25 protein-coding genes and 1 pseudogene are annotated in these 24533 nt (G+C 55.6%); 2 read left to right on the top strand and 24 right to left on the bottom strand.

Features of this window, described 5'->3' with window-relative positions; genetic code table 11:
• Positions 1-78 precede the first annotated feature (78 nt).
• Positions 79-348: pseudogene (locus NAC44_RS02005) on the bottom strand (transposase); the annotation flags it as partial.
• A gap of 114 nt (positions 349-462) precedes the next feature.
• Between NAC44_RS02005 and NAC44_RS02000 the strand changes: the two are divergent.
• Positions 463-1419, top strand: coding sequence for a hypothetical protein (locus NAC44_RS02000; protein WP_250937273.1), 957 nt, complete (start codon positions 463-465; stop codon positions 1417-1419).
• Between the two features lie 775 nt (positions 1420-2194).
• Here NAC44_RS02000 and NAC44_RS01995 read toward each other — a convergent pair.
• The 16 genes from NAC44_RS01995 to NAC44_RS01925 all read right to left on the bottom strand — a co-directional run bounded on the left by NAC44_RS01995 (position 2195) and on the right by NAC44_RS01925 (position 13712).
• Positions 2195-2716: a hypothetical protein gene (locus tag NAC44_RS01995; protein WP_250937271.1), complete on the bottom strand. Its 522-nt coding sequence runs from the start codon at positions 2714-2716 to the stop codon at positions 2195-2197.
• Entirely contained in the window at positions 2703-3701 is a 999-nt protein-coding gene (locus NAC44_RS01990; protein WP_250937269.1) for a phage late control D family protein, read from the bottom strand. The genes NAC44_RS01995 and NAC44_RS01990 overlap by 14 nt, the downstream gene beginning before the upstream one ends.
• 2 nt (positions 3702-3703) lie before the next feature.
• The gene (locus tag NAC44_RS01985; protein WP_250937268.1) at positions 3704-3970 is read right to left on the bottom strand and encodes a tail protein X; all 267 of its coding nucleotides are present in this window, start codon (positions 3968-3970) and stop codon (positions 3704-3706) included.
• Complete coding sequence (locus tag NAC44_RS01980) at positions 3967-4443, bottom strand: phage tail protein (RefSeq protein WP_250937266.1); 477 nt, start codon at positions 4441-4443, stop codon at positions 3967-3969. The genes NAC44_RS01985 and NAC44_RS01980 overlap by 4 nt, the downstream gene beginning before the upstream one ends.
• The gene (locus NAC44_RS01975) at positions 4443-7100 is read right to left on the bottom strand and encodes a tape measure protein (RefSeq protein WP_250937265.1); all 2658 of its coding nucleotides are present in this window, start codon (positions 7098-7100) and stop codon (positions 4443-4445) included. The genes NAC44_RS01980 and NAC44_RS01975 overlap by 1 nt, the downstream gene beginning before the upstream one ends.
• Before the next feature lie 87 nt (positions 7101-7187).
• Positions 7188-7319: a hypothetical protein gene (locus NAC44_RS21195; protein ID WP_274706743.1), complete on the bottom strand. Its 132-nt coding sequence runs from the start codon at positions 7317-7319 to the stop codon at positions 7188-7190.
• A gap of 29 nt (positions 7320-7348) precedes the next feature.
• Positions 7349-7720, bottom strand: a complete 372-nt coding sequence (locus NAC44_RS01970) for a hypothetical protein (protein ID WP_250937264.1) — start codon at positions 7718-7720, stop codon at positions 7349-7351.
• A gap of 57 nt (positions 7721-7777) precedes the next feature.
• On the bottom strand, positions 7778-8290 hold the full coding sequence (locus NAC44_RS01965; protein WP_250937263.1) for a phage major tail tube protein: 513 nt from the start codon (positions 8288-8290) through the stop codon (positions 7778-7780).
• A 15-nt stretch (positions 8291-8305) separates the two neighbouring features.
• Entirely contained in the window at positions 8306-9568 is a 1263-nt protein-coding gene (locus NAC44_RS01960) for a phage tail sheath family protein (protein WP_250937262.1), read from the bottom strand.
• A gap of 1 nt (position 9569) precedes the next feature.
• Complete coding sequence (locus NAC44_RS01955) at positions 9570-9821, bottom strand: hypothetical protein (RefSeq protein ID WP_250937261.1); 252 nt, start codon at positions 9819-9821, stop codon at positions 9570-9572.
• 14 nt (positions 9822-9835) lie between these two features.
• The gene (locus tag NAC44_RS01950; protein ID WP_250937260.1) at positions 9836-10327 is read right to left on the bottom strand and encodes a Gp37 family protein; all 492 of its coding nucleotides are present in this window, start codon (positions 10325-10327) and stop codon (positions 9836-9838) included.
• The gene (locus NAC44_RS01945) at positions 10327-10794 is read right to left on the bottom strand and encodes a phage protein Gp36 family protein (RefSeq protein ID WP_250937259.1); all 468 of its coding nucleotides are present in this window, start codon (positions 10792-10794) and stop codon (positions 10327-10329) included. The genes NAC44_RS01950 and NAC44_RS01945 overlap by 1 nt, the downstream gene beginning before the upstream one ends.
• A gap of 96 nt (positions 10795-10890) precedes the next feature.
• Positions 10891-11256: a hypothetical protein gene (locus NAC44_RS01940; protein ID WP_250937258.1), complete on the bottom strand. Its 366-nt coding sequence runs from the start codon at positions 11254-11256 to the stop codon at positions 10891-10893.
• On the bottom strand, positions 11253-12206 hold the full coding sequence (locus NAC44_RS01935; protein ID WP_250937257.1) for a major capsid protein: 954 nt from the start codon (positions 12204-12206) through the stop codon (positions 11253-11255). The genes NAC44_RS01940 and NAC44_RS01935 overlap by 4 nt, the downstream gene beginning before the upstream one ends.
• Before the next feature lie 13 nt (positions 12207-12219).
• A complete protein-coding gene (locus NAC44_RS01930) occupies positions 12220-12558 on the bottom strand; it encodes a capsid cement protein (protein ID WP_250937256.1) in 339 nt (112 codons plus the stop codon).
• A gap of 17 nt (positions 12559-12575) precedes the next feature.
• On the bottom strand, positions 12576-13712 hold the full coding sequence (locus NAC44_RS01925; RefSeq protein ID WP_250937254.1) for a hypothetical protein: 1137 nt from the start codon (positions 13710-13712) through the stop codon (positions 12576-12578).
• Positions 13713-14099: 387 nt separating this feature from the next.
• Here NAC44_RS01925 and NAC44_RS01920 point away from each other — a divergent pair, with 387 nt between their 5' ends.
• A complete protein-coding gene (locus NAC44_RS01920; RefSeq protein ID WP_250937252.1) occupies positions 14100-17927 on the top strand; it encodes an ATP-binding protein in 3828 nt (1275 codons plus the stop codon).
• 10 nt (positions 17928-17937) lie between these two features.
• On the opposite strand, the gene NAC44_RS01915 is transcribed toward NAC44_RS01920, so the two are convergent.
• From NAC44_RS01915 to NAC44_RS01885, 7 genes are all read right to left on the bottom strand, one after another.
• Entirely contained in the window at positions 17938-18402 is a 465-nt protein-coding gene (locus NAC44_RS01915) for a phage virion morphogenesis protein (RefSeq protein ID WP_250937250.1), read from the bottom strand.
• A gap of 105 nt (positions 18403-18507) precedes the next feature.
• Positions 18508-20067, bottom strand: coding sequence for a PBECR2 nuclease fold domain-containing protein (locus NAC44_RS01910; RefSeq protein ID WP_250937249.1), 1560 nt, complete (start codon positions 20065-20067; stop codon positions 18508-18510).
• The gene (locus tag NAC44_RS01905; RefSeq protein ID WP_250937247.1) at positions 20064-21461 is read right to left on the bottom strand and encodes a phage portal protein family protein; all 1398 of its coding nucleotides are present in this window, start codon (positions 21459-21461) and stop codon (positions 20064-20066) included. Before NAC44_RS01905 ends, NAC44_RS01910 begins: the two co-directional genes overlap by 4 nt.
• Positions 21458-23113: a phage terminase large subunit gene (terL, locus tag NAC44_RS01900; protein ID WP_250937246.1), complete on the bottom strand. Its 1656-nt coding sequence runs from the start codon at positions 23111-23113 to the stop codon at positions 21458-21460. Before terL ends, NAC44_RS01905 begins: the two co-directional genes overlap by 4 nt.
• Positions 23110-23610: a DUF1804 family protein gene (locus NAC44_RS01895; RefSeq protein ID WP_250937245.1), complete on the bottom strand. Its 501-nt coding sequence runs from the start codon at positions 23608-23610 to the stop codon at positions 23110-23112. The genes terL and NAC44_RS01895 overlap by 4 nt, the downstream gene beginning before the upstream one ends.
• Positions 23600-23944: a hypothetical protein gene (locus NAC44_RS01890; RefSeq protein WP_250937244.1), complete on the bottom strand. Its 345-nt coding sequence runs from the start codon at positions 23942-23944 to the stop codon at positions 23600-23602. Before NAC44_RS01890 ends, NAC44_RS01895 begins: the two co-directional genes overlap by 11 nt.
• 66 nt (positions 23945-24010) lie before the next feature.
• The gene (locus tag NAC44_RS01885) at positions 24011-24529 is read right to left on the bottom strand and encodes a hypothetical protein (protein ID WP_250937236.1); all 519 of its coding nucleotides are present in this window, start codon (positions 24527-24529) and stop codon (positions 24011-24013) included.
• Positions 24530-24533 lie beyond the last annotated feature (4 nt).

Here is a 24533-nt window from a genome sequence, read left to right as displayed (position 1 = left end):
TGAATTGCTCTGCCCTTTGCGCTCGGCGGTAATGTGATGACCAACGCGATCGAAACGGCCCGGTAGCTTGATGTCGAGATGGATCACCTGAAACAAGCCCCTGTTGCGCCAGTCATAGAAATAGCCCTGCACCGTCAATAGCGGCGGAAAGTCTTTCGGAAACATCCGCCACTGGCAACCACCTTTCGCCAGATAGAGGATTGCATTCATCGCCGCGCGCAAATCCGTCGTACGGGGCCTGCCGCCCGATTTCGACGCAGGAAGAATCGGCCCAATTAAAGCCTATTCCCCATCCGTCAAGTCGCTTGGATATATCAAGCCAATCTGGCTATGATCCCGCCGGGCGATATCAGTCTAAGTCATGTGCCTCTCCATTTGCCTAAACAACAAAGGAGAATAACAACTGATTAATATCGTTGAATTACTTTTCAAACCGGCTCTTAAATTAAGGATCATTCGACGATGACTTCCAAGTGGACTTCCATTCCGGTTCCCGCAGGGATGATGATGGCGATCACCGCCAACGAAGATGGCATTCTGTTCTCCGCTTGTTTCTCTCAAGACACAAGCAAAAATACATCTCAAGTGAGCGTTCAGATGTATATGAATGGGAGTTGGAGCGACATCGGCCAAGGCATTGGAGTGCCTTCGTCCGCTGTTTTTGTTTTTATTGCCACGGCCGGGAGGCAGCTGTATCTTTGTGTCGATAATACTGTCTATATTTATTATTATACGTCGTGGATTAAGATAGGAAGCTGGAGCAACGTGACTTGCACAGGCTTGTTCATCGGTTCGGACGGCGCTCCTTATGTCCAGGTATATGACAGCAATCTCACGGTTTATAAATTCAGTGGAAGTCCGGTCGGAACGCAATCCTGGGAAGAAATAATGACGATGCCCCTCGGCTCATCAAATTACGGGCCAATTATCGGCTGGGATTTTTCCTGCCTGCTCGACGGCGAAGACAATCTATACGCCGCCATCTGCGACACGGTGAACATGAACGGACCGGCATGGTTGGGTGAGTGGACCTCTCCATCCTCGCTCGACTTCACCCTGGTGTCGCACGGAAGCGGCAACGCCTCTCGAACCGCGGCGGCCTTTAACGGCTCAGGCGTGCCTCATCTCGTCTACATGACAGCAACCTCGACCGAGACTTTGCAATCGGTGATCGGTAAAGGCAGCACCGTCGTGTCCACCGGGATCACGTCGGCGGGCGCGTCCGGTGTCGTGGCGGCGGCGGTCAACGGCACGGTATATGCCGGTATGGGCAATCAGGTGGCGGTGGCGAGCGACGGTGCCTGGACGGTGATCCCCGATCTTCCCGGCGTGACGCAGATCTATTGGATGTTTGGCGGTGGAGACACTCTTTATGTGGCGAGCATGGCCCATATCGCCGCCTATCCGGCCGCCAGTTGAGGGCGACGGGTTCCACACCCTTGGAAGGAAAACTCCGCGCCAGGAGGCGCGGAGTACCTGTGATAGAGAAGGGGATTAGAGATAAAAATGATTGGTCGGCTGGCCAAGCCGTAAGGAGCTTGAACCGTTGGTTTCAAAATCACTTCTGCACGCATTCAAATATTTCCTGCAAGTAGACTTGATTAAAGGATATATTGCGGCAACATATACAGTTTTAGAACAGAGTAAAAATGAACCGTTATAAAGCGAAAAACTTAAAAATAATATTTCTCAAATAAAATTAATAAAATCACCAAATATCGAAAAATTCTTATTTTGATTAAAATTTAAAAATTTAATTATAAATAAGATTTTAAAATAAATAACTGGCATCTATAGCACTCAACAAGCAGAAATATTAAAAGCTTATGCGCAGCGAGATCCTGAATACGCTTCCTTAGTCAGGATTATGGGGCCGAAAAACAGTCAAGACGCATGGCACATTCGTACTGCTGAGATCCACAACTTGTTTTGCTTCCTAACGATGGATTTCAAGTTAATCAAAGCCTTGAACGCGCAAAAGGGTACGGACCGGATCCAATGCCTGAAGACGCGCATTCTGACCCCTCTTGAATTAGGGAAGGAGCTTGGCATTTTCCCTATAAGGCCGCTCATTTTAAGCTACACGAACGCCAGCTTTCCTGTTCGTGCTGATCTAAGCTGGGAGGACGGGAAGCCAAGGGGTGGGCGGCGCAAAAAGTCTGATTAGCATTCTAAATGAAATCGAATATCTGATTTACGAAGGTGGGGTTCCCGACACCCCACCACCGGGAACCACCCCGCTATGCACATGATCATGGCCCACATTCTTACCATTGTGGGTCAGCTTGCCACTCTCCAATACAATATTAGAGGCAGTGATCTTCACATCCCCTGCCGCCTCAATGGTCACACTGCCGGGTGATTTCAGGGTGACGTTGCCGCTAGCGGTATCAAGCTGGATAAAGCCGCCTTCAAATGTCATCGTCACCAAATCATTGCTGTTGGCGGGCGGGGCGTCCTTGGAATTATAGCGAGAGCCAAGCAAGCATCCCGCTTCGCCCTTGGCATCCATGGCGCACCAGACCTCGTCATTGTGGCCGGGCATCTGGAAAGCGGAGGTGCCAGTGGCGGATTTGGCGGTGACGTCGATCCATTGGGTGACCACGTCGTCTTCGTCTTCAAATCGCACCTTGACGCGCATCGTGGAGGGGTCGCGGTCCACCACAACGCCACGGCGGATGGTGGGGTTTTGGGCGTATTCGTTACTTGCGCGCATCGACCAGCTCGGCCTCCGTGGTATAGCCGGAACGGCTCATGTCGTGGGTGGAGCGGTCAATCAGATAGCGGCCCGAATATTTGCCAAAATCGGTCATATCCACCACCACACCCGCCAAAGCCCGCACATCGCCAATCAGGGTGATGGAGCCGGAGCGGCGTTTGCGGTTTTTGAAATGCATCCGCGATCGGGCCAGCGCCTTGGCATGGGCGGGCGTTTCGACCCGCTCACCCGTGATGTTGAGCGTATCGCCGGTTTTGACGTCGCCGTCTTCCTCTTCCTCGTCGATCAGCTTTTTATCGCGGTCGTGCATGTGTTTGACCCTGGCCTTGGAATAGGTCTCTGCCGTCTGTTCCTTCAGGCGGTAATGGGTCAAAGTCGTGCCGACTTGCGTGTGGCTAATGGTGAGCGCTGCCGCTCTGCCATCCACGGATTTGATGGAGGTAAACACGGCGCGTTTGCCGCGCACGGTAAAATAATGACCGGTGTCCTCGGCCAAGCGCGTTAGAAATTCCAGATCGCGTTCGCGCCGTTGGGTGACACGCTCAAAGGTCAGATTGTCAATCTCGCCTTCGAGCGTCAGGCCGTTTTCGCTGGCAACTTTGGAAACAATGGCGCGAAGGCTTTGCTTTTCAAAGGCGCGGGTCTTGGATGTGCGCAAGGGTTTGGAGATGGGTGCTGCCAGCCCGCGAATGGTCATGATGTCGCCACCCCGGTCGCCAGAGGCTTCCGGCTCGTCCATCTCGAAATCACCGCAGGGCAGAATGCCGCCATTGCCGTCAAAGATGGTCAGGCTCATGGTGTCGCCGGGTTCGGGCTTCCATGATCCTTTCCAGCGTCCGTCTTTGTCCTGCACGGTCACGTCAATCTCATCGACCTTGCCGTGGTGATTGTCGGTGTAGCGAATGGCGGTGGTTTCCGGGTCGAGTTCGCTGGATATGTCCACGCCCTGATAGATCAACGAAAAGTAGGGTTTTGAGGCCATGATCAGGCTCCATAACTGGGGTTATCGCGCTTCCAAGGCGGCAACAGGTCGATGTTGCTGGCGGTCTCGGTGATCACCGGGATTTTGAGCTTTACCCCTTGCGGCAACACCAACGGCGGTACGGTGAGCGCATCGAGATAAAGATGGCGGTTGGCCTCAATCAGCACCGTTTGCTTGTATTGGTCGCCATAATAGCGATAGGCCAGCATGTCCCAGCGGTCGCCTGCGATGGTGGTGTATTCAAAATAATCCCCGGTCAATGTCGTCACTTCTTCACCTCCGGATTGGTTGCCGCCGAGCCGGAAAGGGCTGGTGCGCGTGATTTGGCAATAGCGTTCAGAAGGCCAAACAGGCCACCGGCAACCGGGTCTTCGAGAAGGCCGATCCTTGCCTCGATCCTCACCGGCGCGCCGTTGCGACCGGTCTTGACGATCTGGCCGGACAGCATCTCGACCACATAGCGCTTGCCGTTAAAAACCCCGTTGCCAAGCACCAGAGGCATCGGCGTTTTTAACGCAAAGGCGGCTTCCAGCTTGGCAAGCTCGGTCGCGGGGGAGCAAAATTCCTCCGAAAAGAAGAAGGAAAAATTGCGCGTATCCAGTTCCTCGCCAATCTCCTGCAGCACCGGCTTGCCTCTGGTCGGCATGTGCTGCGCAAAGGTGTTGGCATAGGAAAAGTCATGCGCCATCGGCCCGGTCAGCGGCACGACCCCCAGCGGAATGGAGCCAAGCAGATAGATCATCAGACGTTTCTCCGGTTGCGGCGGCGCTGTTCTTCTTCCATCAGGTCGGCCAGCTTGCGGGCGCTGTCGCGCATCAGCTTGTCAAACTCGGTCTTCATCGTCGCGGGCGGCGTTTGGCCGTCCCATTTGATCGTGGGGCTGAATTGCAGGGTGACGGGTGCTGCATTTGTGGACGCGGCTTGCGGGCTGGCTTGCAGGGCGGCGCTGGCAATCTGCGCCCGTGCGGCCTCGGCCTGGGTCTGGCTGGCGGCAGTGGTTGCGGCCACTGTTGAGGGTGACACGTCGGGGCCAGCCAAAGCGGGTGCGGTAATCGCCGCTGCCCCCATTGTCGCTAACGCTGCCGCCCGCATGGCTTTGACCATGGGCGCGGGCCGGATCGATTCGGCAATGGTCTCGCCAAACTTGAGCCGGTGAATGTCGGACAGCGGCCCGATCTTGGCGGGCGATGACGGCAGATGATCGCGCATCATCTGGGCAACCTTGGCAATCTCTGCCACGGCAACGGAAGCGCGGGCGCGAATGCCTGCGGCCATGGTATCCATCAGGGCGGCACCCTGATTGTAGAATGAGACGTTCCCGAGGAAGGTTTGCGCCTGGCGCACTGCCGCTGTGATGGCGGGCAGGATCGACTTTGCCGCTTTGTCCAGAGCTTGTAAGCGTTCCATGGCGGGGCCGGTGTCGATGGCCGCCACGGCCTGCATATCGGCTTTCAGGTCAGCCGTGGCATTGGCAGCCGCCTGAATGGTGGCCGGATCGGTTACCGCAATATCGGCCTTGGCCTCGCCAAAGCTGAAGGCTGACTTGACCTTGGCCCATGCCGTGCCAAGACGCGAGGATAAAGCCTCAATCGCACCTATGGCCTTGTCGCCAAAGGCCCCGATCCAGCCCGCAATATCGGGCAGTGACGGCAATTCCAGCACCGGGATTTGCGGCCAATGGAAGGACGGCAGTTCAGGCCATGAAAAGGCCGGCAGGTATTTTGTCCAATCAAGGCTGACAATATACTGGCCCCAATCCAGCGCCCCGGAGATAATTCCGGCCCATGAAAAGCCGGGAATAAAATCCAGCCAGCGCAAGGGCGATATCCAGCTGATCCAATCCAGTGCCGTGATGACATTATCCCATGTCAGCGGCGGCAAAGCATCCCATGCGGCGGCAATGGTGGCTGACAAGAACTGCCAGCCGGAAGACAGCATGGCGAGAGGATCAAAGCCAAGCCAGCTGGTGACAGCCGCCCATGCTGCCTTGGCACCCTTGGCAATCGCATCCCACACGCCGACAAAAAAGGCTTTGATCGGTTGCCAATAGACATAGATGGCAACGGCTGCGGCCACGATGGCAGCAACGATCAACACGATGGGATTGGCCATCAGGGCAGCGGATAGCATGGAAAGACCGATGGCAATTTGCACAAGGCCCACCGCCGTGGATACCAGCGCCGGTGCAAAAGCAAGGCCTGCGAGGATGGCGGCGAGGTTTTTCCAGCCGCCAACATAATCGGACGCGGCGGAAAGATAACTAGACAGGGTTTGAAACGCCTGCCAGACCTGTTGCGCAAACTTCCATGCGTTTTGCAGGACAAACAGGATATTGTCCGAGATCTGCTTGGCCCATGCGTCAAAGGTGCCGCTGTCTTTCATCTGGTTGAGCGTATCGAGCAGAAGCTTGAGCTTGCCCTTCATCCAGTCGAACAGCCCGGCATTCATGATGGCGAGCTGGAACTGGCTCCAGATGTCGGCAATGTTCGACATCATGCCTTCCCATGTGGCGGAGAGCTTTTCCATGGCCCCGCCATACTTCTCATTGAAGATCGCCATCAGCTTGGTCTGGATTGCCATGCGGTCACTGGCTTTGACCGAGGCTTTCATCTGCTTGCCAGCCGCATTGGTATAGGAATAGGTGATCTTGTTGCCGGTCTTGGAGGCGGTGACGCCAAATTCTTTCAGACGCTCATTCTCGCCCGTCACGGCGTCGGCCATAGCTTCCACCGCCTGCGTTAGCGGCTTGCCCATGGCGGCAGAGGTATCGCCCAGCGATTTTAACAGGCCCTTGGTGGGATCAAGCCCATAGGCCCGCATCTTCACAAAGCTGTCGGTGACTTCGGAAAGCTCATAGGGTGTTTTGGCGGCAAAATCGGCCACCCAGTTCATGGCCGTCCTGGCCTTGGCGCTGGAGCCTTCCGTGGTTTCCAAAATGGTCTGGAATTTCTCGAACTGCGAGGCAACGCCGACCAATTGCGTGGCGGCAGTTGCCGACGCACCGAAGGCCGTGGTGGCACCCGCCGCGCCAATGGCTGCGGCCAGCGCAAAGCCACGAAAGGCTTTCTTGCCGCCTGAGCCAATCTGGCCGATGCCGGAGCTTGCAAGATTGACGGTGGCACGATGAAGGGCTGCCGTTGCGCGGGCGGCGGCATTGGCGCCGGAGACGACGGTGCGATAGCCCCCACGCGCAGCTGACCCCATCGCGACCAATGCGGATGATGCCCGGCCAGTCGCCGTTCTCTGCTTGGCTGTTGCTGTCGTTGCGGCTTGCGTGGCGGCGGTTGCTTTTTGAGCGTTGGCGGCGCTGGCAGCAGCCGTTGCCTTTTCCGCCGCCATGATCTTGTTCATGACCTTGGTGGCACGGTCAATGCCCTCGAAAATCATGGCAAAGCGCATAAAAAACCTCCGGCGGGAATACCTGCCAGAGGTCGCATATTTTAAGGTGATGGATGGCCGGACGATTGGTCCGTCTATTTGCCCGATTTACTTGCTTTGTGCCTCGCGGATGGCGTCGGCCTTGGCCTGTTCCAGCGTGATGGCTTCCTCATACCACCAGCCGAATTCTGCCTCACTCATGCCATTCAGCGTGTCATGCGTCCAGCCCTTTTCGATCATGAAGAGGTGTTGGGCGGGAACCGAGAGGATCAGGCCGCTTTGGTCTTGCCCTTTCCCCCTTGTCCGTCGTCCGTTTCATCATCTTCGCCCTTGCCGAACACTTCTCCAATCAGGGACAGCGTATCGCCTGCCGGCACCAGTTCGGACAGGTCGGTGATGGTCAGCTTCTCGCCATCGAACAGCACGGTTTCGCAGATGAAGGCAGCTTGGGCCTTTGTGGTGTCGCCCTTGGCAATGCGCTGCGCCTTCATCCAGAGGCCGTGATTGATGAAATTCGGAATGGACGCGATAACGCCGCATTCGGCAAGCGGGAAATCGTAAGAGCCGGATTTGGCGGCCTTGTTGGCCAGAAGCTTGGCGCGGACGCCTTTGAACTCGGTGGCGGTGTCTTTGTCTGTCATGAGATCATTCCTCGGTGCGCGTTAGAAATTGGGGCTGAGAGAGGAAAAAGCTGGCCGCTATCTCGGCCAGACATCCTCGCCGTTGACGCGGTAAATGTTGTTCCAGGCGTCAAATTCGATGATCGGCGTTTCGCCGCCATAGACCGATTGCTTGAATGACGTGATGGAAATGTCATGCTCCTGGGCAAGGTTCTCGCCAAGCTTGGCGGTGCGGCCCCCGGTCTTCATCGTCTGGAAACCGATATGGGTGATCAGCGTGTGGGACTGATCGGAGTTGAGGCCATCGGCATCGAAAATATCGACATAGGAATGGATTTGCAGCTTGTGAGTCTTGGTCGGGTTGAGGATCGAGCGCGAGACTTCCTCATCCAGCCATTCAAAGCTGATCTTGCCTTCAATGGCCTCGACCGGGCGGCCCGGCAGTTTGAGAACGCCGATCTGACCAAGGGTTTTATGCTCAATCTCGGTATGGGCAATCTCACCCATATCCAGTTCCGCCACCCGTCCGCAGACATCGACCTCGTTGATATAGCAATCGGCCTGGGTGATCTGTCCGGTTTTGCGTGCCATGGTGTATGTCCCTTCTTATGCGGCCAGTGACAGCGCGTCAGAGATGAATTTGGTATCGACGTAACTGTCGACGGTGATGCGCTCCATGATCGATGTCGGGTGGCACTCGAACCTGTAATAGAACCGGCCATCGGCAATTTGCGCCGCCGTGTTCTTGGCCGTGTCAAAGCGGAATTTGGCCCCGTAAAACACGCCGTCGCCGATCTTGGTGCGCAGGTAGGCATTCACGCCTTCTTCCGCCGCTTCGATATTCTGGCGGGTGCCGAGACGGTCCACATAGTTCATCAGAAAGAAGATGATGGCCTCATGGGTCATATCGAGAATGCGCCGGGCGTGAATGAAATTCTCGACATGCGACGACGACGGAAACGCTGCCGAGCGATTGCCGAACGTGCGAAACCCGGTGGCAAAGGAGCGCATGGCGGTAACGATTCCAGCCTCATTCAGAAAATTGGTGTCGTTCTGATAATCGGACGGGTAGAAGTTGATGGCCGTTTCCAGATCGACGACACCCTTGATCTCGCGGTTGGACGGCGAATGGTGCCAACCGTCGTTCAAGTCTGTTGCAATGATCACGCCCGCCAGCCGGGACGATAGCGGGTCCAGCCGGGTTTCTGCCGCCCCGGTCGTGTCTTCAATCACCACATGCGGATAGGTCAAAACCGTGCGGGCGCTGGACGTATTGGCGATGCCGCTGGCCCCGCGTGTTTCCACGGCCTGTTGCTTGGTAAGGCCCAATGGCAAATCGGCAATCGCCAGCGCGTTCAGGCGGGAGGCGACCACATCCATCTCGGTGCGGACAAGGCTTGACGGCGAATAGCCAGGCGCAATGATCAGCTTGGGGAAATAGCCGAATGTGTTGTAGCACTCATAGGCCCCGGAAAAGCCGGTGGCGAGACCGGCAGGCGTGATCGTGCCGTTAATGTCCTGCGTTGTCACCTTCGACGGGTCGGGCGTGGTGCCTTCCTTATGGGTGTCGGGGTCAAAGACGTTGTTGACGATGATGGTGCCGCCATCGCCCTGGTCAAAGATGGCATCAAGGGCTGCGGGGATGGTATAGCCCGCCTGATGCAGGCCAAAAGCAGCGGAAGCTTCAGCGCGGGAACGGATAATCACCCGCTTGTTGATGTAGGCGGCCCGTTTGTCTGCGGTGTCGTGCACATCATGGATCGGGGCTGTGCCGTTCACATAGGTGACGGCGGATTTGACGTCACGCACAACGGTAACGCCATCCTTATGTTCAATGACCTCGGGGCCATGGTGGAATGTGGCGGCCATATCAGGCTCCTTCGCTTGCGGTGGATGGTTCGGCGGTGACGGTGGCCGCGTCGTTGGTTCCGGTCTCGGCTACCAGCAAACGGCGTTCGATCAGGTTTTGCACCACGATGCTGTCATCCGGCAGGTCACGATAGGACGTGCCGGGAAACAACAAACGGCTGGCCTCGCCCTCAACATCGAGCGCCGTGACCGGGCCGGAATAACGATAGGATTGCTTGAGGGGGTGTTGAGGGGCTTGCGGGGTCTTTGCCATGTCCTTCGTCTCCTTCAGGGGGTGGAAAAGCCCGGTCGCATCAGCGGTGCGGGCGGTTGATAGTTGCGGGCAACAGCGGGGATCGGCAGCGACACACGGATTTCCCAACGCCAGACGCCGTCTTTCTCTTCATTCAGCTGATCGCGGGCGAGTGCTGCGGGGCCAGCGCCCGCAAAGCTGCGGCCTTGAATGGCAAGGCGAATATCGTCGAGATGGGCGTAAGCCCCGCCTTCGCCGCGCAATGAGCGGACCAGCAACACCAGCGAAAACTCCATGGCACGGGCTTGGGTGGTGTTGGCTGGCCCTTTGGCAGGCGCAAACCGTGACCCGGTATAATGAATGAGCAAAGCGGCAGGCAGGCCATCAAAATCATAAAGTGCCGGATTGTTGGGAAAGGCATCGACCTTGCACTGACCGGAGACATTCTCCTTCAGCACGGTCAACAGCGCGTCTTCCACCTGTTCGATGATGGAAGACAACCGAACGGTGCGCAGGCTGGTTTCCATCAGCGCCACCCATGCAATATGGTGGTCACCGGCGATGGTGGAATAACTGCCTGGCTGCCAACAGAACCGGCCTCGCCATTGGCGGCTTCGCCCGCAATCGGCAGCTCGAACTTGCCGGTGGCGACAGCCTTGATATTGGCCATGGCAGCGTCATGGCGTTCCTTGACGGTTTCCGACACTTGCCCCTGCCCACCGGATTTGTCGCGCAAACGATAGCGCGCCACATCGGCAATCAGACCCTTGACCAGTGGCGGGGTGGTGTCTGGCGTCAAGGTTTCGATGATTTTATAACGGGCGCGGGCATAGCCGATCAGAATGTCTTCCGCCCATGTGATGGCGGTTTCGATCTTGACGGTATCGAGGCTGCGGCCAGCCGGATCATTCAGATGGCCAATGCCCGCAATTTGCGCGACCTCGGCAAGGCCAAATGCGCTGGTAAAGTCATCAACCGTTAGAAAACGCGACATGGGCATGATCCTGTTGGAGAAAGACAGCGGGATGGTCGGGAGGCTCAACCATCCCGCTGCATAAGGCCCTGCTTGAGAGGTCGTGAGCTGCGGGCCTTATGGGGTTGTGGTGGCTTTGGCGGCTTTTGCAGTCTTGGCGGCTTCCGGCTTGGCCTTCTCGGACAATTGCCGCTCCAGTTCCGCAATCCGCTCATGAGCGGCGTTCAGGTCTTCAGCCGCTTTCGTCTCCAGCACGGCCAGCCGTTCAGCCACGGCAGCATCCACCACCGCCTGAAAATCGTGTTCCAACGGCGTGGCGCTCACCGCGTCGGAGAGTGATTGTGCAAGTTCGGGGTTGATGACACCGGACGCGGCCAGCTGAAGAGCGAGCATGGTGCTGACCGAAACGGTGGTTCCCGCTGGCTTGCGGATACCGCCGATCTTGGCCGGGCCGGTCAGCGTTACGGAAACAAGATCGCTCATTTGGACCCCGCCCCCTGAAACAGGAAACCGCCTTCGGCCCCGACCAGATAAGGGCGGCGTTCGGCTGTGGTCGGATAGACCCATGACTTGATGGGCCGCTCATAATAAGGCTGCTCGACCTGCGGATAGCCGGTCAGCTCATAGGTATAAGCAAACGACGGCACCTGAAAATTATCGCCCGTTTCCGGCACATAGGCGAGGATCGCATCATCGCCCCAGACGTCATTGGCAAGGGTGGCGTCATCCGCCGTTTCCGGCAGATAGACAGCAGCACCGATGACGACCTTTTTGATGTCGAAATAGGCGGCAATCATCTCTGCCGTGATCGAGTCGCGCCCGGTATATTTGAACTGCTCCTTGATCTTCGGGTGGTTTTTGAGCGCATTGCCGCTGTTGGGGCCAAGCGCCAACGTGTTGGGATAGCGGCCAATCGAGCGGCGAATGATTTCCCGGGCCTCATCGAAATCCGCTTTCGGGTCGCTGTCCGGATCGGTCCAGCGGTCGGTGCCTGTCAGCGCCAGCTTGTGGTTGGCGTCATAATTGGCGGGATCGCGGGCAAGGCGGGCACTCTCAACCTCAAGATTGAGGTCGAGCACATCCAGCACCATGTTGACCGCACCGGCCCCCAGATCAATGCCCGGCACCTTTTCCGCTTCCTGCTGGTGTTCGGTCGGCACAATGCCTTCAAGCGAATCCTGCACCAGAGCGACCGGATCGGATGCATAGCCATATTGCACCCGCTTGGTGGCGGAACCGGGCGCGCGGCGGGTGTTAAGCTTGCGAAACGCTTCCTTGCCGAACTTGATCACCAGCATGGAACGGTTGGGGATCGACACGCGGGGAAACAAAGCCCCCGCAATAAAGGTGGAGTTGCGATAGCCACGGGCATGGGTGGACAGGATCGGATCGACAACGGCGGCGGTTCGCTGGTTGAGGGCGCGGGTGGTCATGGGTGAGAAGTCCTTAACGAATGAGAATGGTGACGAATTCGCCGTCGGCGGCATCGGTGAGCGCTATGGCAAACGGGTTTGCCGCATTGTCGGGTGCCGCCTTGACGCCACCGTTTGCGGCGGAAATCAGCCTGGTCCCTTTGGCGATGACGCCACGGGCGCGAACGCGGGACGTGCCGATCAGCGTGGCGGCGACATCAAGACCGATCTCGGTGGCCGGGTGCTGCGCCACGCCTTTCACGGCTGCGTCGTCGGTGATGATCTTGCCATCGTCAAAACCAACCAGATCGAAGGCATCGAACAGCGTGGTGGCGGTGATGGTGTCGCTATAAACCGAGTGGAAAAACTGCATGGGTCAAACTCCTCCGGTCAACCGACAGCCCGCACGGCAGTGAGATAATCCGTGCCGGGGTGCTGGTTCTGATAGGCAAGCGCTTTTGTGTGGCGCTCCATGGCGGCGGGGTCCACCGGCTTGCCGTCGGTGGCAAAAGAGGCGCTGACGTCATCTGCACCGGCTTCCGGCAGATCCAACGCCCCGAACGAGACGGCTTTGGGCTGTGCCGCCAAAAGATCACGCAAGGCATCAGCAAGGGGAACCGAGGCTTCGCCTGCGGAAAAGCTCACGGCGGTTTCCGTGGGCAAGGCGTTGAGGATCGACACCACCTTATCTTTTGAGGCGGGCAGCAAGCGGCCATCAACAACGAGCTGTTCGGCAAAGGCGGCGTTTTCGGCCTCTGCGGCTTCGCGTTCGCGGGCTTTAAGCCGCGCCTCACGCGCGTTCAGATCGGCTTCGCGGGCGGCAAAGTCCGGGTTCGGCTGTGTCACAACAGGCTCCTTTGTGGTCGGAAGAACATTAGGATGTGTGGAAAATGACGGCTGCGGCGCGGGCGGCGTGATCTCGGCATCAGAGAGCCAATCAATCCGGTAGGACGGCAAAGCCTTGTCGGCGTCATCCATGCCAAACTTCTCGATGAAAAAATCCCGAAGCGAGCGCAAAAGGCTGGACGTCTCTTCAAAACCGCGTTCGCCAAAATCGGCCGACACGGTGACGCTGGCGTCAGCAGCGGAAAACTGGACGTTCTTCAATCCCGACACCGCCGGAGCCGCACCGCCCAGAAAGCCGATATGTTTGGGATACCAGGTGCCGGGAACCGGATTGGCCGCATGATCGGGCCGGAAGAATGACAGGCTGACCTTTTTATAGCGTCCGGCCTTCACGGCCTCGGAAAAGGCCGGATCGATCTCGCCCACGGTGGCATAAAGCCGCCCTTCGCTGGCGTCATAATCAAACCCCGTCGCCCAGGCATAGGCTGGCGCGTCAGTCGAAGGATGACCAACCACAACCGGAGCCGGAGCCGTTGCCGGGTCATACGCATCCGCCACCGCCTTCAAATCGGCAGCCGTATAGGTGAGCGCATCGCCTTCCATCGGCTGAAACGTCCCGGGGCGGAAAACCTCAATCCGGGCGGTGGTGGTCTTGGTGGGTGTGCTCGATGCGGTGGTCATATCGGCTCCAGAAATCATCTGAAGCCACCATGCCGCCTTGCCCAAAACAAAAAGACCGGACGTCAGGTCCGGTCAGTTCAATGCGTCTCGCAAGGCCAACATGCGACAGTTGGCGGGGAGTTTCAAGCCCGCATTGCAATTGTGGCGCAAGGATGCGGGCTGGATGGGGCCGTAGCCGGTTTCTAACGGGGGTCTAACGCGAGGGGATTGGAAAACACGTATCATTTGCTTGAATGGAGGGACAAACGTTTACAATGCCGTCATTCTAAACAGAACCATGTTTCCTCTGATCCAATAGTAGCGCCACTCGTTTGCATAACCTAATATTGCAAGCTGCACGGGTATTCATAGCGCTGATTCGGTTCGGACGATGGGGATGTATTTTAAATGAGAACAATTTTCTCCGTCGATAAGAAGCAAATCAAACAATTGAATGATGAGCAGGCTCGGGAGCTCGTTGCCCGCTTGGCAAAAGCAGAATGCCGTGCAACTGGCTTACCGGAGTCTGGTGTGACGTGGGGCGGTGATCAGCGCGCGAAGGACGGAGGCGTTGATGTTCGAGTTAAACTTGCAAAAGGCTCGACAGGACTAGATTTTATAAAAAGGCCGAGCGCCGTATTTCAAGTGAAGGCGGAGGCTTTTCCCCCATCGAAAATTCCAGGAGAAGTGGCACCGCAGGGTAAACCTCGGGAAGTTCTTAGTGAGCTATATTCAGAAGATGGAGCATACATTATTGTATCTTCGCGTGACGACTGCTCTGATAAACATCTCAAAGACCGCATCGATAAAATAAAGGAAACACTTAAAGCACATGGTTTTGGCGAAATCATAGTTGCCGACTTTTACTGCATGAGGCGGTTAGCCGATTGGGTGGAAAAATTTCCTGCGGTTGTAACTTGGGTACGAGAAGCGATTGGCGAACCAATACGAGGCTGGCAACCTTACGGCCCATGGGCTTACAATGAACATGATGTAAACGCAGAATACATTGTTGATGATAAAGTTCGCGTTTTCGTGCCAGATGCAAGTGAAGGTAAAACAATTGAGCAGGCAATTGACACTCTTAGGCGCAATTTACATGCGCCATCGGTAAGTCGAATTGTCGGGCTTTCAGGTGTTGGTAAAACCCGTTTTGTTCAGGCGCTCTTCGATCCCCGTGTCTTCCCTTCTCATTCGGTACCCGCATCAGAAAGCGTTATTTATTGCGATTTATCTAACGTGATCGACCCACTGCCAAGCAGCATGGTTGAAGCGCTGCAGTCCCAAAAAGCCGATTGCACGATCATTGTAGATAATTGCAGTCCAGCGGAACACGAGCGCCTTTCACAATTGGTCCGCCGTCCAGGCTGCCAATTAAAGCTTATCACCGTTGAATATGATGTAAGGGATGATTTTACCGAGGGCACTTCAGTTTACCGTTTGGAGGGTACGTCAACAAACGCAATTCTCGACCTTCTTAGGCGGAAATACCAAGGCTTGAGCAGCGCCGACGCTATTCGTATCGCCGATTATTCAGATGGCAATGCCCGTGTAGCATTTGCACTTGCGGCAACATCTAGGCAATCAGGCGACTTAGCGCAGCTTCAAAGCGCCGACCTGTTTAAACGGCTGTTTCACCAAAACAACAAAGAGAATGATGATCTTTTACGGAGCGCCGAAGCGGCTAGCTTACTTTATTCATTCAACGGAATGGATCGTAGCGAAACCTCTGAGCTTTCCATGCTTTCATCATTTGCGGATTGCACGGTTGGAGTTTTTGCCCGGTACATGGCGGAACTCCGTAGACGTGGTTTGCTACAAGAACGTGGCGAATGGCGAGCAATATTGCCACATGCCATCGCTAATAATCTTGCTGTTCGCGCTTTAGAAAATGGGAATATTGAGGACGTAACGCAACATTTCTTTTTTAATACATCGGAGCGTGTGGCACGATCGTTTGCTCGTCGCCTTAGTTTTCTGCAGAGTTGCCCACAGGCGGTCGATATAGCGCGATCCATTATGTCGTCAGACGGAAGCTTATCCGACGTCGCAGGGCTAAATGAATATCAAGAACAGATGTTTGTTTGGTTGGCACCACTCGCCCCCGATTTGGCGCTCGCGCATATATCTAAAGCTCTATCCATAACAAATTTCATCTCAATCCTGAACAGGAACAGCGGACGCTTCATCAAGCTCGTAGCCCATATTGCGTATGATGCTAAATATTTTGAAAAATCTGTAGACTTACTCGTGACTTTTGCCAATTTCGGTGATCAGCACTACAATAAAAAATTGGCAAAGGAGCGATTGCTTGCTCTTTTTTATATTTGCTACTCTTATACACATGCAACTTTGGTACAAAAACAGGCGGCTGTTGACCAATTGTTGAGTAGTGACGATCCCCAAATTAAGGCGCTAGGTTTTAACGCGTTAGGCGCAACACTCAAAACATCCCACTTTACCTCATATCCACCACTCGATATCGGATCTCTTCCTCGCAATTCGGGGTGGCGTCCTGCGACAGCTGCTGAGGTGGAGAACTGGTTTAAGGCGTGGCTGACAAAATGCATGTCAATTGTTGAATCTGGAGGTGTAGATGCAGAAGAAATCAAAATTGTGCTTGGCAATAAATTTCAAGGACTTTGGAATATCGCTGAATTACGTCCTTTTCTCGCCGAAATGACAAAACGAATTGTCTCGATAGAAAGCTGGCCAGAAGGTTGGAATGCCGCAAAATCTATAATTCACTTTCAAAAATCAAAACCTCAGCCTGAATCAATTAAAGAGATTGAAGAACTTGAAAAAATTCTCAGACCAAATGATCTTATAACTGAAGTAATGGCACGTATATTCTCCAAAGGACGCGCACATTATTATGATTTTGACGATGATAATGCCCCCATGTCATGGGAAACTAGAGAACAATACGCCGAAAAACTTGGCGAGCAGGTCGGGAAAAATAGTGCCGCAATAAATGCGCTTATTCCATGCTTCATAGAAAAATACGGCGGATTCGGAGAGTATTCATTTGGAAGAGGTCTAGGAAAGTCTGCCGCTCCTGTTGCTGATCTTCTAGAAAAAATTCGAATCTTGATAGCCGCCGGGAAAGAAGAGGCTATTTCAACGACGGTCGTTCGCGGCATAATCGCGGGGTGGAGTGAGATTGACCCTGTAGCTGTGGGACTATTTTTAGACAGAGCTCTTTATGATGATGTCTGGTCAAGTTGGTTTATTGAACTACAATCTCAGGGCGTCATGGGCAGTGAAGCCTTTGATAGGCTTATGCTTGCTATTAAAAATGGCCGGACGCCAATATGGCGCTTCAGTAATCTTGCTAATGACCGGGTCACAGATACATTCTCCCCCGATCAAATCGGGTCACTGCTCAGCGAGCTAAACAAGCATGGAAAGGACGGCTGTTCCGCATCCTTCGAGATACTTTCCAGCGTGATTCACCGCAAGAATGCAAAGGGCCTTAAATACATTAGTGACCTTAGTAGGGTAGCACTGATTTTTTTTGGTGAAGTTGACTGGACATCGGTAAATACGGATGTTTATCGCCTTGATTACAAATTAAATCCTGCCTTATGTTTTGCCCTTTCAGAAAACGCTTCAGAAAATGAAGTAATAAAGGCTCTGACCAATTTTTTAGATAATGAGAAACGTCCTGAAAGATACTATAATATTGATCGTGGAAAAATATTGTCTCCGTTTTTTAAGTTCTTTCCAACGCTGTCACTCAATGCAATTTATCAACCCGACGATGATGGAAGTTACAAGACCGCTCGTAGGATGATGGGAAGTGATTTTTCTGATCAAGAGCAGTCTTTGTTGATGGAGATTTCAGAAGAAACCCTTTTGGCTTGGTGTAAGGTATCGCCGATAGACAGATACCCATTTGCAGCGGCAACGTGTGATCTTTTTGAAAGGTCTGACAGTGATGGCAATCACCAGGCCTCATTGTCAAAAATCGCGATTTACCTATTAAACAACGCACCAGATAAAAGAGCGATTATTAAGGAATATCTACCTAAAATTTCGCAAACTTGCTGGAGCGGCTCCTACGCTGATATTTTGGAGAGACGAAAGCCTCTGTTAAAAGCCTTAATAATTGATGGAGACCCTGAAATCACGAAGACTTTATCCGATGCTGAACTTCAATTACAAGGAGACATCGATCTTTGGCGAGAACATGAGAGACAAATCGAGCGAGATGTTGCTGCGAGTTTCGAATAGTGTCCTGTAGTTAGTCAACCGCCAACCACTCCTCCGCAATCGCCACCACCTCACCCTCATCGACCGAGGACAACCCAAGATAAGGCCGCGCCGGGATAGTGACCTTCTTTTCTCTGCCAGCATCGCCGCCAAACTGGTGGATGGCGGCGTAAACAAGACTTGAGCCGATCCGCACATCGGTGTCACTGGCTTGCATGTTGATGGAGTTCATCAGATCGCCAGAGGCGCGCAGGATGGTGACGGGGGCGTTGCCGTATTTTTTCGAGCGCAAGTCGCGTGTGGCTTGGGACAGGGTTTTCCAGCGGGTGCCATCCGGGGCGGTCTCGGCTTCAAAATTGTCCTTGACCGAATTCAGCAGGTGTTCGCCGACGTTTTTGTAAAAGCCCTGTGGCCGCTGCATCTTGGCAATCAGGCTGGCCAGCTTTTCGCGCATGTCGGCGTCATCAATGGTGGCCTTGTAGCTGATGCCGTTCATATCGACTTTCCCTTATGATTGGCTTATATTTGCAGTGTCAGGCACGCGATGACCGGTGGTGGTCCAGCTAGCTCCCTGACACAAAGGCCGGATCACCCCGGCCTTTTATGCTTTCGGGCGTTTGTAAAGCAGCTTGCCGCCCCGGCGTCGGTCCAGCGCGTTAAAATCCGGGTCGCCCTTTTTGGTGGTCGGGTTATAACTGGTGATGGCTTCCCAGAGACGTTCGCCGATTTCAAAGACAATCTGAATGCCGCTTTTGGGATCAAGGCGGATATAGCGCCGATCCAACACGAGATCCTCGGTTTCGCCGTCGGCAGCATTGAGCTTTCGCGCAACGCCCATCCAGATCTCGTCCGGGTCCATCAAGGCTTCTGCCATCATCGCCACCAGCCGATGACGCCCGCGCTTGGTGACTTTGAGCGCACCCGATACATCGCGGAACAATTGATCTGAGATCGGGATTTTCGTCCCGGCCTTATCCTCAAACAGCACGGCCTTACCAATGTCGCCGCCAAAGGGTTTGAGGAAGGCGCGGACATAATCTTCCGGGGGCAAGCCGTCGGGCAGCGCCTTGGCCTTGAAGGGTTTGGCCTTTTTGAGCAAATCCTCTAACGGTTCAGGCGCGTCGATCTCGACGGCCATGCGCGGGTTGTGATCAAGCACGGTGCCTTGTTCGATCAGGTTGGATGGCACAAGGCCGCGCTCCCACAAATCACCGGGGGCATAATCCCAGCCATAGCCCACACCTTGCGGGTGTTCGATCAACTGGCCGGTGATGGGGTCCAACATGGGTGCCGTTAGAATTTCCGGTGATGGATCGGGCGCTTCTTTGCCCATGCGTTTCAAATCCCGCAAGGAACGAGAGCGGACACCGCAGGAGCAGCGCCAGTCATTGGGCGGAAAATGGGTTTGCCAGAACGGGTCATCGTGGCGCAACACCTTGCCGTGCCACGCCACATGCTGGCTACGGGGAATTTTGGGTTTGCGGGTTTCGCCGTGGCGATATTCCCAATAGGGCCGAAGTTTCAGCACATCCGGGTCGCGCATCTGTTGCAGGCGACCGGCCATGTGGCTGGTGCGCAGGTTGGTTTCAAAAATCACCCGGCTGCGCCAGCCGCGTTCGCCCTTATAGGCCCAGCCGTATTTGGCAACGATCCTGTCAAAGTCTTTCTGGAAATCGGCAAAGGTAGTGCCGTTTTGCATGGCACTGGCAATGGCCGTCTGGAAATCCGAGAGCATGGCAAGATCGGTTGCTCCGGCAATGACAAAGGCGCGGTCATGGGTGCCGCGCAGGGCATCGGTCCACGCTTTGGTCGGCTTGCCGCGCTTCTGGGTGAAGAAGTCGATCTGTTCCTTGAACGGCTGGTTGAACACGTCGGCATCGGCAAAGCGTGCGCCGTCGTCCTCGCCGTCCGTAAACACCGCCTCGCGGCCCTGAAGCGCTGCCAGCTCCAAGCCGTCGCCCAACAGTTTGCCAAGCGCATCCGGCGTCCATTTTGCGCCAAGGGTCAGAATGGCGCGGGCGGCGTCTGGATAATCATTTGCTGCCTCAAGGGCGGTGCGGATGGTGTTGAGGCGACGGGTGGAAAGGTTTGCGGCCAACTCTTCGAGCTGATCCGTCAGATCACTGACGGGGTCGGCATCATCGGCAAAGCTTGCCGTCAAATGCCGTTTTTTTTTGAGCCGAGCGGCCCGAACAGGGTGGAGAATGCAGGCATATGATCGGGCGTCCGTTTTGGTCGCTTGCCCTCCATAAAGGCAAACCGTGCTTCCACCAGCCGATCAATCGCCTCGTCAGACAAGTTATGGGTCAGATCGAAGGCCGTGATAAATTCGCGGGCGGTGTCATCATCCTCAATATGGGCAGCACTGGCGATAATGTCGATCAGGGCGGCATGTTCCGAGGTGGCGGCGTCGGCTTTGGCTTTGCGGGTTTCGGCCTTGGCCTTCTCGTTGCTTGGGCGCACACGCCAGACATGGGGAATGGCAGCACCCGGAAAGTTATAATCGATCAGCCAGCAGACAAGCTGTTCATGCAAACTATCGGACAGGTGATCGGCATCGCTATCCACCAGCAGGTCCAGCATATCGGCATGGGTTTCGGCAGCAGCACGAGAACCGTTAGAGCCAATGTCGGTGGTGAGCGTTTCGCCCAGGATGCAGATTGAGATTTGCTTGTCCCAATAATCCAGCCAGTCCTGATAGCTGACCGAGCCGGAACGGGCCGCTTCCAAGAATTTAACGGCGGTCCCGACCGGCACGGTCACGGCAGAGCTGGTGCGGATGCTGGCAAGATTGTTCAGCAGACGGCGCTGCTCATCGCTCAACATACCGTAAGGGGTTTCGGCAATGACGGTGGGACCGGCGAACTTGTCAAGGAAGTGCAGCCAGAAGGCCACGCCCTCACGCTTGAACAGCACCGCCCAGAACAATTGATGACCAAGGCCGAGGCCGTAAGGATTATTGCCGACAACGCCATAACGATGAACGATAAATTTTCGGTCTGGCAGTTCGATGCCGTCATTCATATTCGTCCAAGTGAGCAGCCGTGGCCGTTCATCCTGACCAAAAGCAAAGCGGCGCTGATCGTGGCTGACAATCCTTTCCGGCCTGATGCGGTTGCCATCGCGCTGCCAGATGATTTCGCTGACAGCAAAACCTTTGAGCAATGCGCCCCCGGAAAGGTCTTCGCAGATCCGGTCAAATGGCAGGGTCTTCAACACATCGCGCACAAAATCGGCGGCTTCCACATCGAGCGGCTTTTCGGAGGCAGCATTCACCTCCCACTCACGCGCTACCAGATGTTTGTTGCGTTTGGTCAGGCAGGCAGACGCATGGGTGTCGCGCTTGATCTCATCATAGATTTTAAGACCCTTGCCACCGCCGCGCTGGATCAACGTGTCATCGGCATGTTGAAGCGCACCGGTATAAAACGGAATGGTGATGTCATTGGCGGCATTGGCAATCAGGCTGCGTTGCTCAACACCGAGATTTTTTCGCTCGGTTGCGGATGTTTCAGCGGCAAAGGATTCTGCTTTTTTCCGGGTCTTGCGGCTCACAGACGATAATCTCCATAATTGTCAGCGCCGGTTTGCCCGGCTGTCATCACTCCTGCGCTGACGCCCGCAGATCGATCACCGCCCGCATATTGAAGGGTGTTTTGCCACAGCATATCCAGCGCATCCGGCCCGTCGTCGTGGTCGGCGTTCGGCCATTGCTGCAACTGGTCAATCAGGGTCTGTTGGGTCTGGTTCAGGCGGATCAACCCGTTGGCAATCGGTGGCTGAAGACGTTCAATGCGCAAATCCTTGTCGGCATGAGGAATGATCGGCACGGCAGAAATCCCGACACCCTGCTTTGCTGCTTCCACCATCAGTGTGGTGCGCAAAAATTCCTGAAACTGCACCGTTTCGACAAACCACAACAGGCAACGATACTCGCGCTGAAGGGCGATGATGTCGGCAATGATCACGTCCGGCAGACGGCGGCGAATGGAGGCTTCCACCACATCCATGGTGCCGGTCAGCCGGTTAAAGCCGCCGATCAGAATGGCGGATGGATCGCGGCCATGGCCCTTTTTGCCAAGCGATGGGTCCAGCGCACCGAAATGGATCAGGTCGGGTTGCCTCAGGGTCCAAAAGGTCAAGCGGTTGAAGGGGCTTCCTTCGCTGATTGGCTTGTTCTGATATTCGGTCTGGAAACTGTCATGGTCGGCGGCGCGTTCCAGCATCAGCCAGACAAGCGGCTGCATCGACGGCCAGTTGACGATAGCCCCGGCATCCATATCTGCCTTGTTGGCATCGTAGAATGCACGGGCAGCGTCTTCGCCGTCGTTGTGATAGAACTCCTCAAAGCGGTCCCAAAGGTCCATGCGGTCAGGAAAACGGATAATCGCCTGAAACTCGGCCACCCGCCACACCGGCGACTTTGCCGCCCGCACCAGCACGGCATCATAATGTAACACGGTGCCAACCCAGACCACATCCATGGAGCCATCGGGCGGGCCGACTTTCAGCGCCGCCCGCTTGATCCATGTTTCCAGTTTCTTGCGCTGATCGGGAGAGCGCACCGCTTCGTCGTTTTCCAGATCGTCAAAAAACATCAGGTCTGGGCGATAAGGTCCATGGCGACGGCCACGCAGCTTTTGCAATGCGCCAAGCCCCTCGACACGGATGTTGTTGGCGGTGACAATCTCGCCCTCGCGCCACACCCGGCCTTGTCCGGTGGCCTCAGGGAAATCATGGGCCAGACGCGGATTGGTGGTCAGCTCGGCCTTGATGGCTTCGATCAAGAGTGCCGCCTGAGCATACACATCGCAGACTTCCAATATATAACGCTTGTATCCAAGGCACAGGCAATAGAGCGCAAAACCGAGCGACAGGTGGGTGGATTTGGACGAGCCACGCGGGGCGATAAACAAATCTCGAACGCCCTTTGCAGACGTTAGGATTTGCGGCACCCGTGCAAAAATTTCTTCATGGAACCGGCTGTGGTCGCCCTTCACATAATGGGGCAGATAGGTTTCCAGAAAGAAGCGGAATCCGGTTTCCGGGTGTTTTGCCCTGGCCAGCCGTTCCGCCTTCGCCTTGGGGTCGGCGGCAAAGGCCGTGACGGAGAGGTCCACCCAGCGGGCCAGCTCGTCGGCCATGCGGGCGAGATTTTCCCGAAAATCCTTGGGGCTGACTGTGGGGCTGAGTTTCGGGCGCTTCATGGGGCGAAAGCCGTGGCAATCCGGTCGCCAAACGGAATGAGGATTTCCTGCACGACGGAGATATGTTGCGGAAACTGTTCCTGCACAAAGGCAATCAGGTGCTGAACCACATCCTGAGCGACGCCAAGCTGGCTGATCTTGGGCGCAAGCTTGCCCGCCGAGGCCGTCACCTTGACCATGGCGTCACCCAGGGCAACCATGTGCTTGATCTTCTGATCAAGGCTCAGGTCTTCGGTTTTGACCTCTTCCAGAAGCGCCTGTGCCATCAGCACAAAATCCTCGACCACGGAAGAAACAACCGTGTCGATGCCTTCGCCTGCAATCACGGAAGCAGACCGGGCCATGTCCCAATCGTCACCGGCTTCCTTGGCCGCCTTCTTCCAGCGGCCAAAGGTGGCCTGCGAGATGTTGAGCGTCATGGATATGGTGGCGGCCGACATGCGCCGATAGACATAATCCGAGCGGGCCTTGCGGCGCGTTTCCTGATCACTGGCCATTTTTACCACCGCCCTTTCCAAGACCGAGCAGGTCTTTGATCAATTGCGGTGGATTGCTGGAGGCCTGTTTCAGCCACAGGATCAGATTGCGCCCGGTGATGCCGTAGGCGGCGGCAACAGCATAGCCCCATGAGCCGGGATTGTCGGCCACACCAGCCAGATCAAGCGTGAGTTCGGTGGCAATGGTTGCGACAAACACGCCCGCGACAATCGAGCCGATGGCCGTAAACAGGTCATGGGAGCGCCAGTCCAGCGCAACGGACAACACAGCCGCCACACCCGACGAGGCAAGCGTGGCGACCTTCAGGCCAAAAATGGTTTCGGGGCCGGTCATGGGTTTCCTTGCAGGTTGGATGTTACCGCCGTGCATGTCAGCACGGCGGGCCGGTCTGGGTGATGATCAGGTGGCGGGATTGGTGGAGAGACTGGCGGCGAGTGGCAGGCCGAGGCTGGCAATCGGCCACTTGGCGCGAATAATGTCTTCGAGTATATTGCCGCTGACGCCAAGTTTTCTGATCGTGTCGGGGTTTTTATCCGTCACATAGAACAGGGCATCGGCAATGATATCGGCTGTCGGTTCGGCAATGGTCGGCATTCCGGCCTTTGTCAGCGCAAAGCGCAAACCGTTCTCGGCAGCAGAATGCAGCGCCTCGCGTAACTTGCCTTCCACTTCAAGCCGCCTGGCTTCGGTATCAACGCCCGTCAGCCGCACAAGTCGGGCTGCCAGCCAAGCGCCACCGGATGCGAGAACGGTGACGGCAAGATCAAGGATGGGCGGCAAAATCGCTGACAGAAAGCTTGTCGGGGCGCTTGCTTCATTGGTGGCTGCAAAGGCCGTGACAGCAAAGCAGAACAGGAAGGCGGCAGCGGTCAGCAACAGGCCGGTGATGCGGTGATGCAGTCGTTTCAAAAAGGTCATGGTC

The organism is Allorhizobium sonneratiae (assembly GCF_023700755.1).
GTDB lineage: Bacteria > Pseudomonadota > Alphaproteobacteria > Rhizobiales > Rhizobiaceae > Allorhizobium > Allorhizobium sonneratiae.
This window is presented reverse-complemented; position numbering and strand designations above follow the sequence as displayed.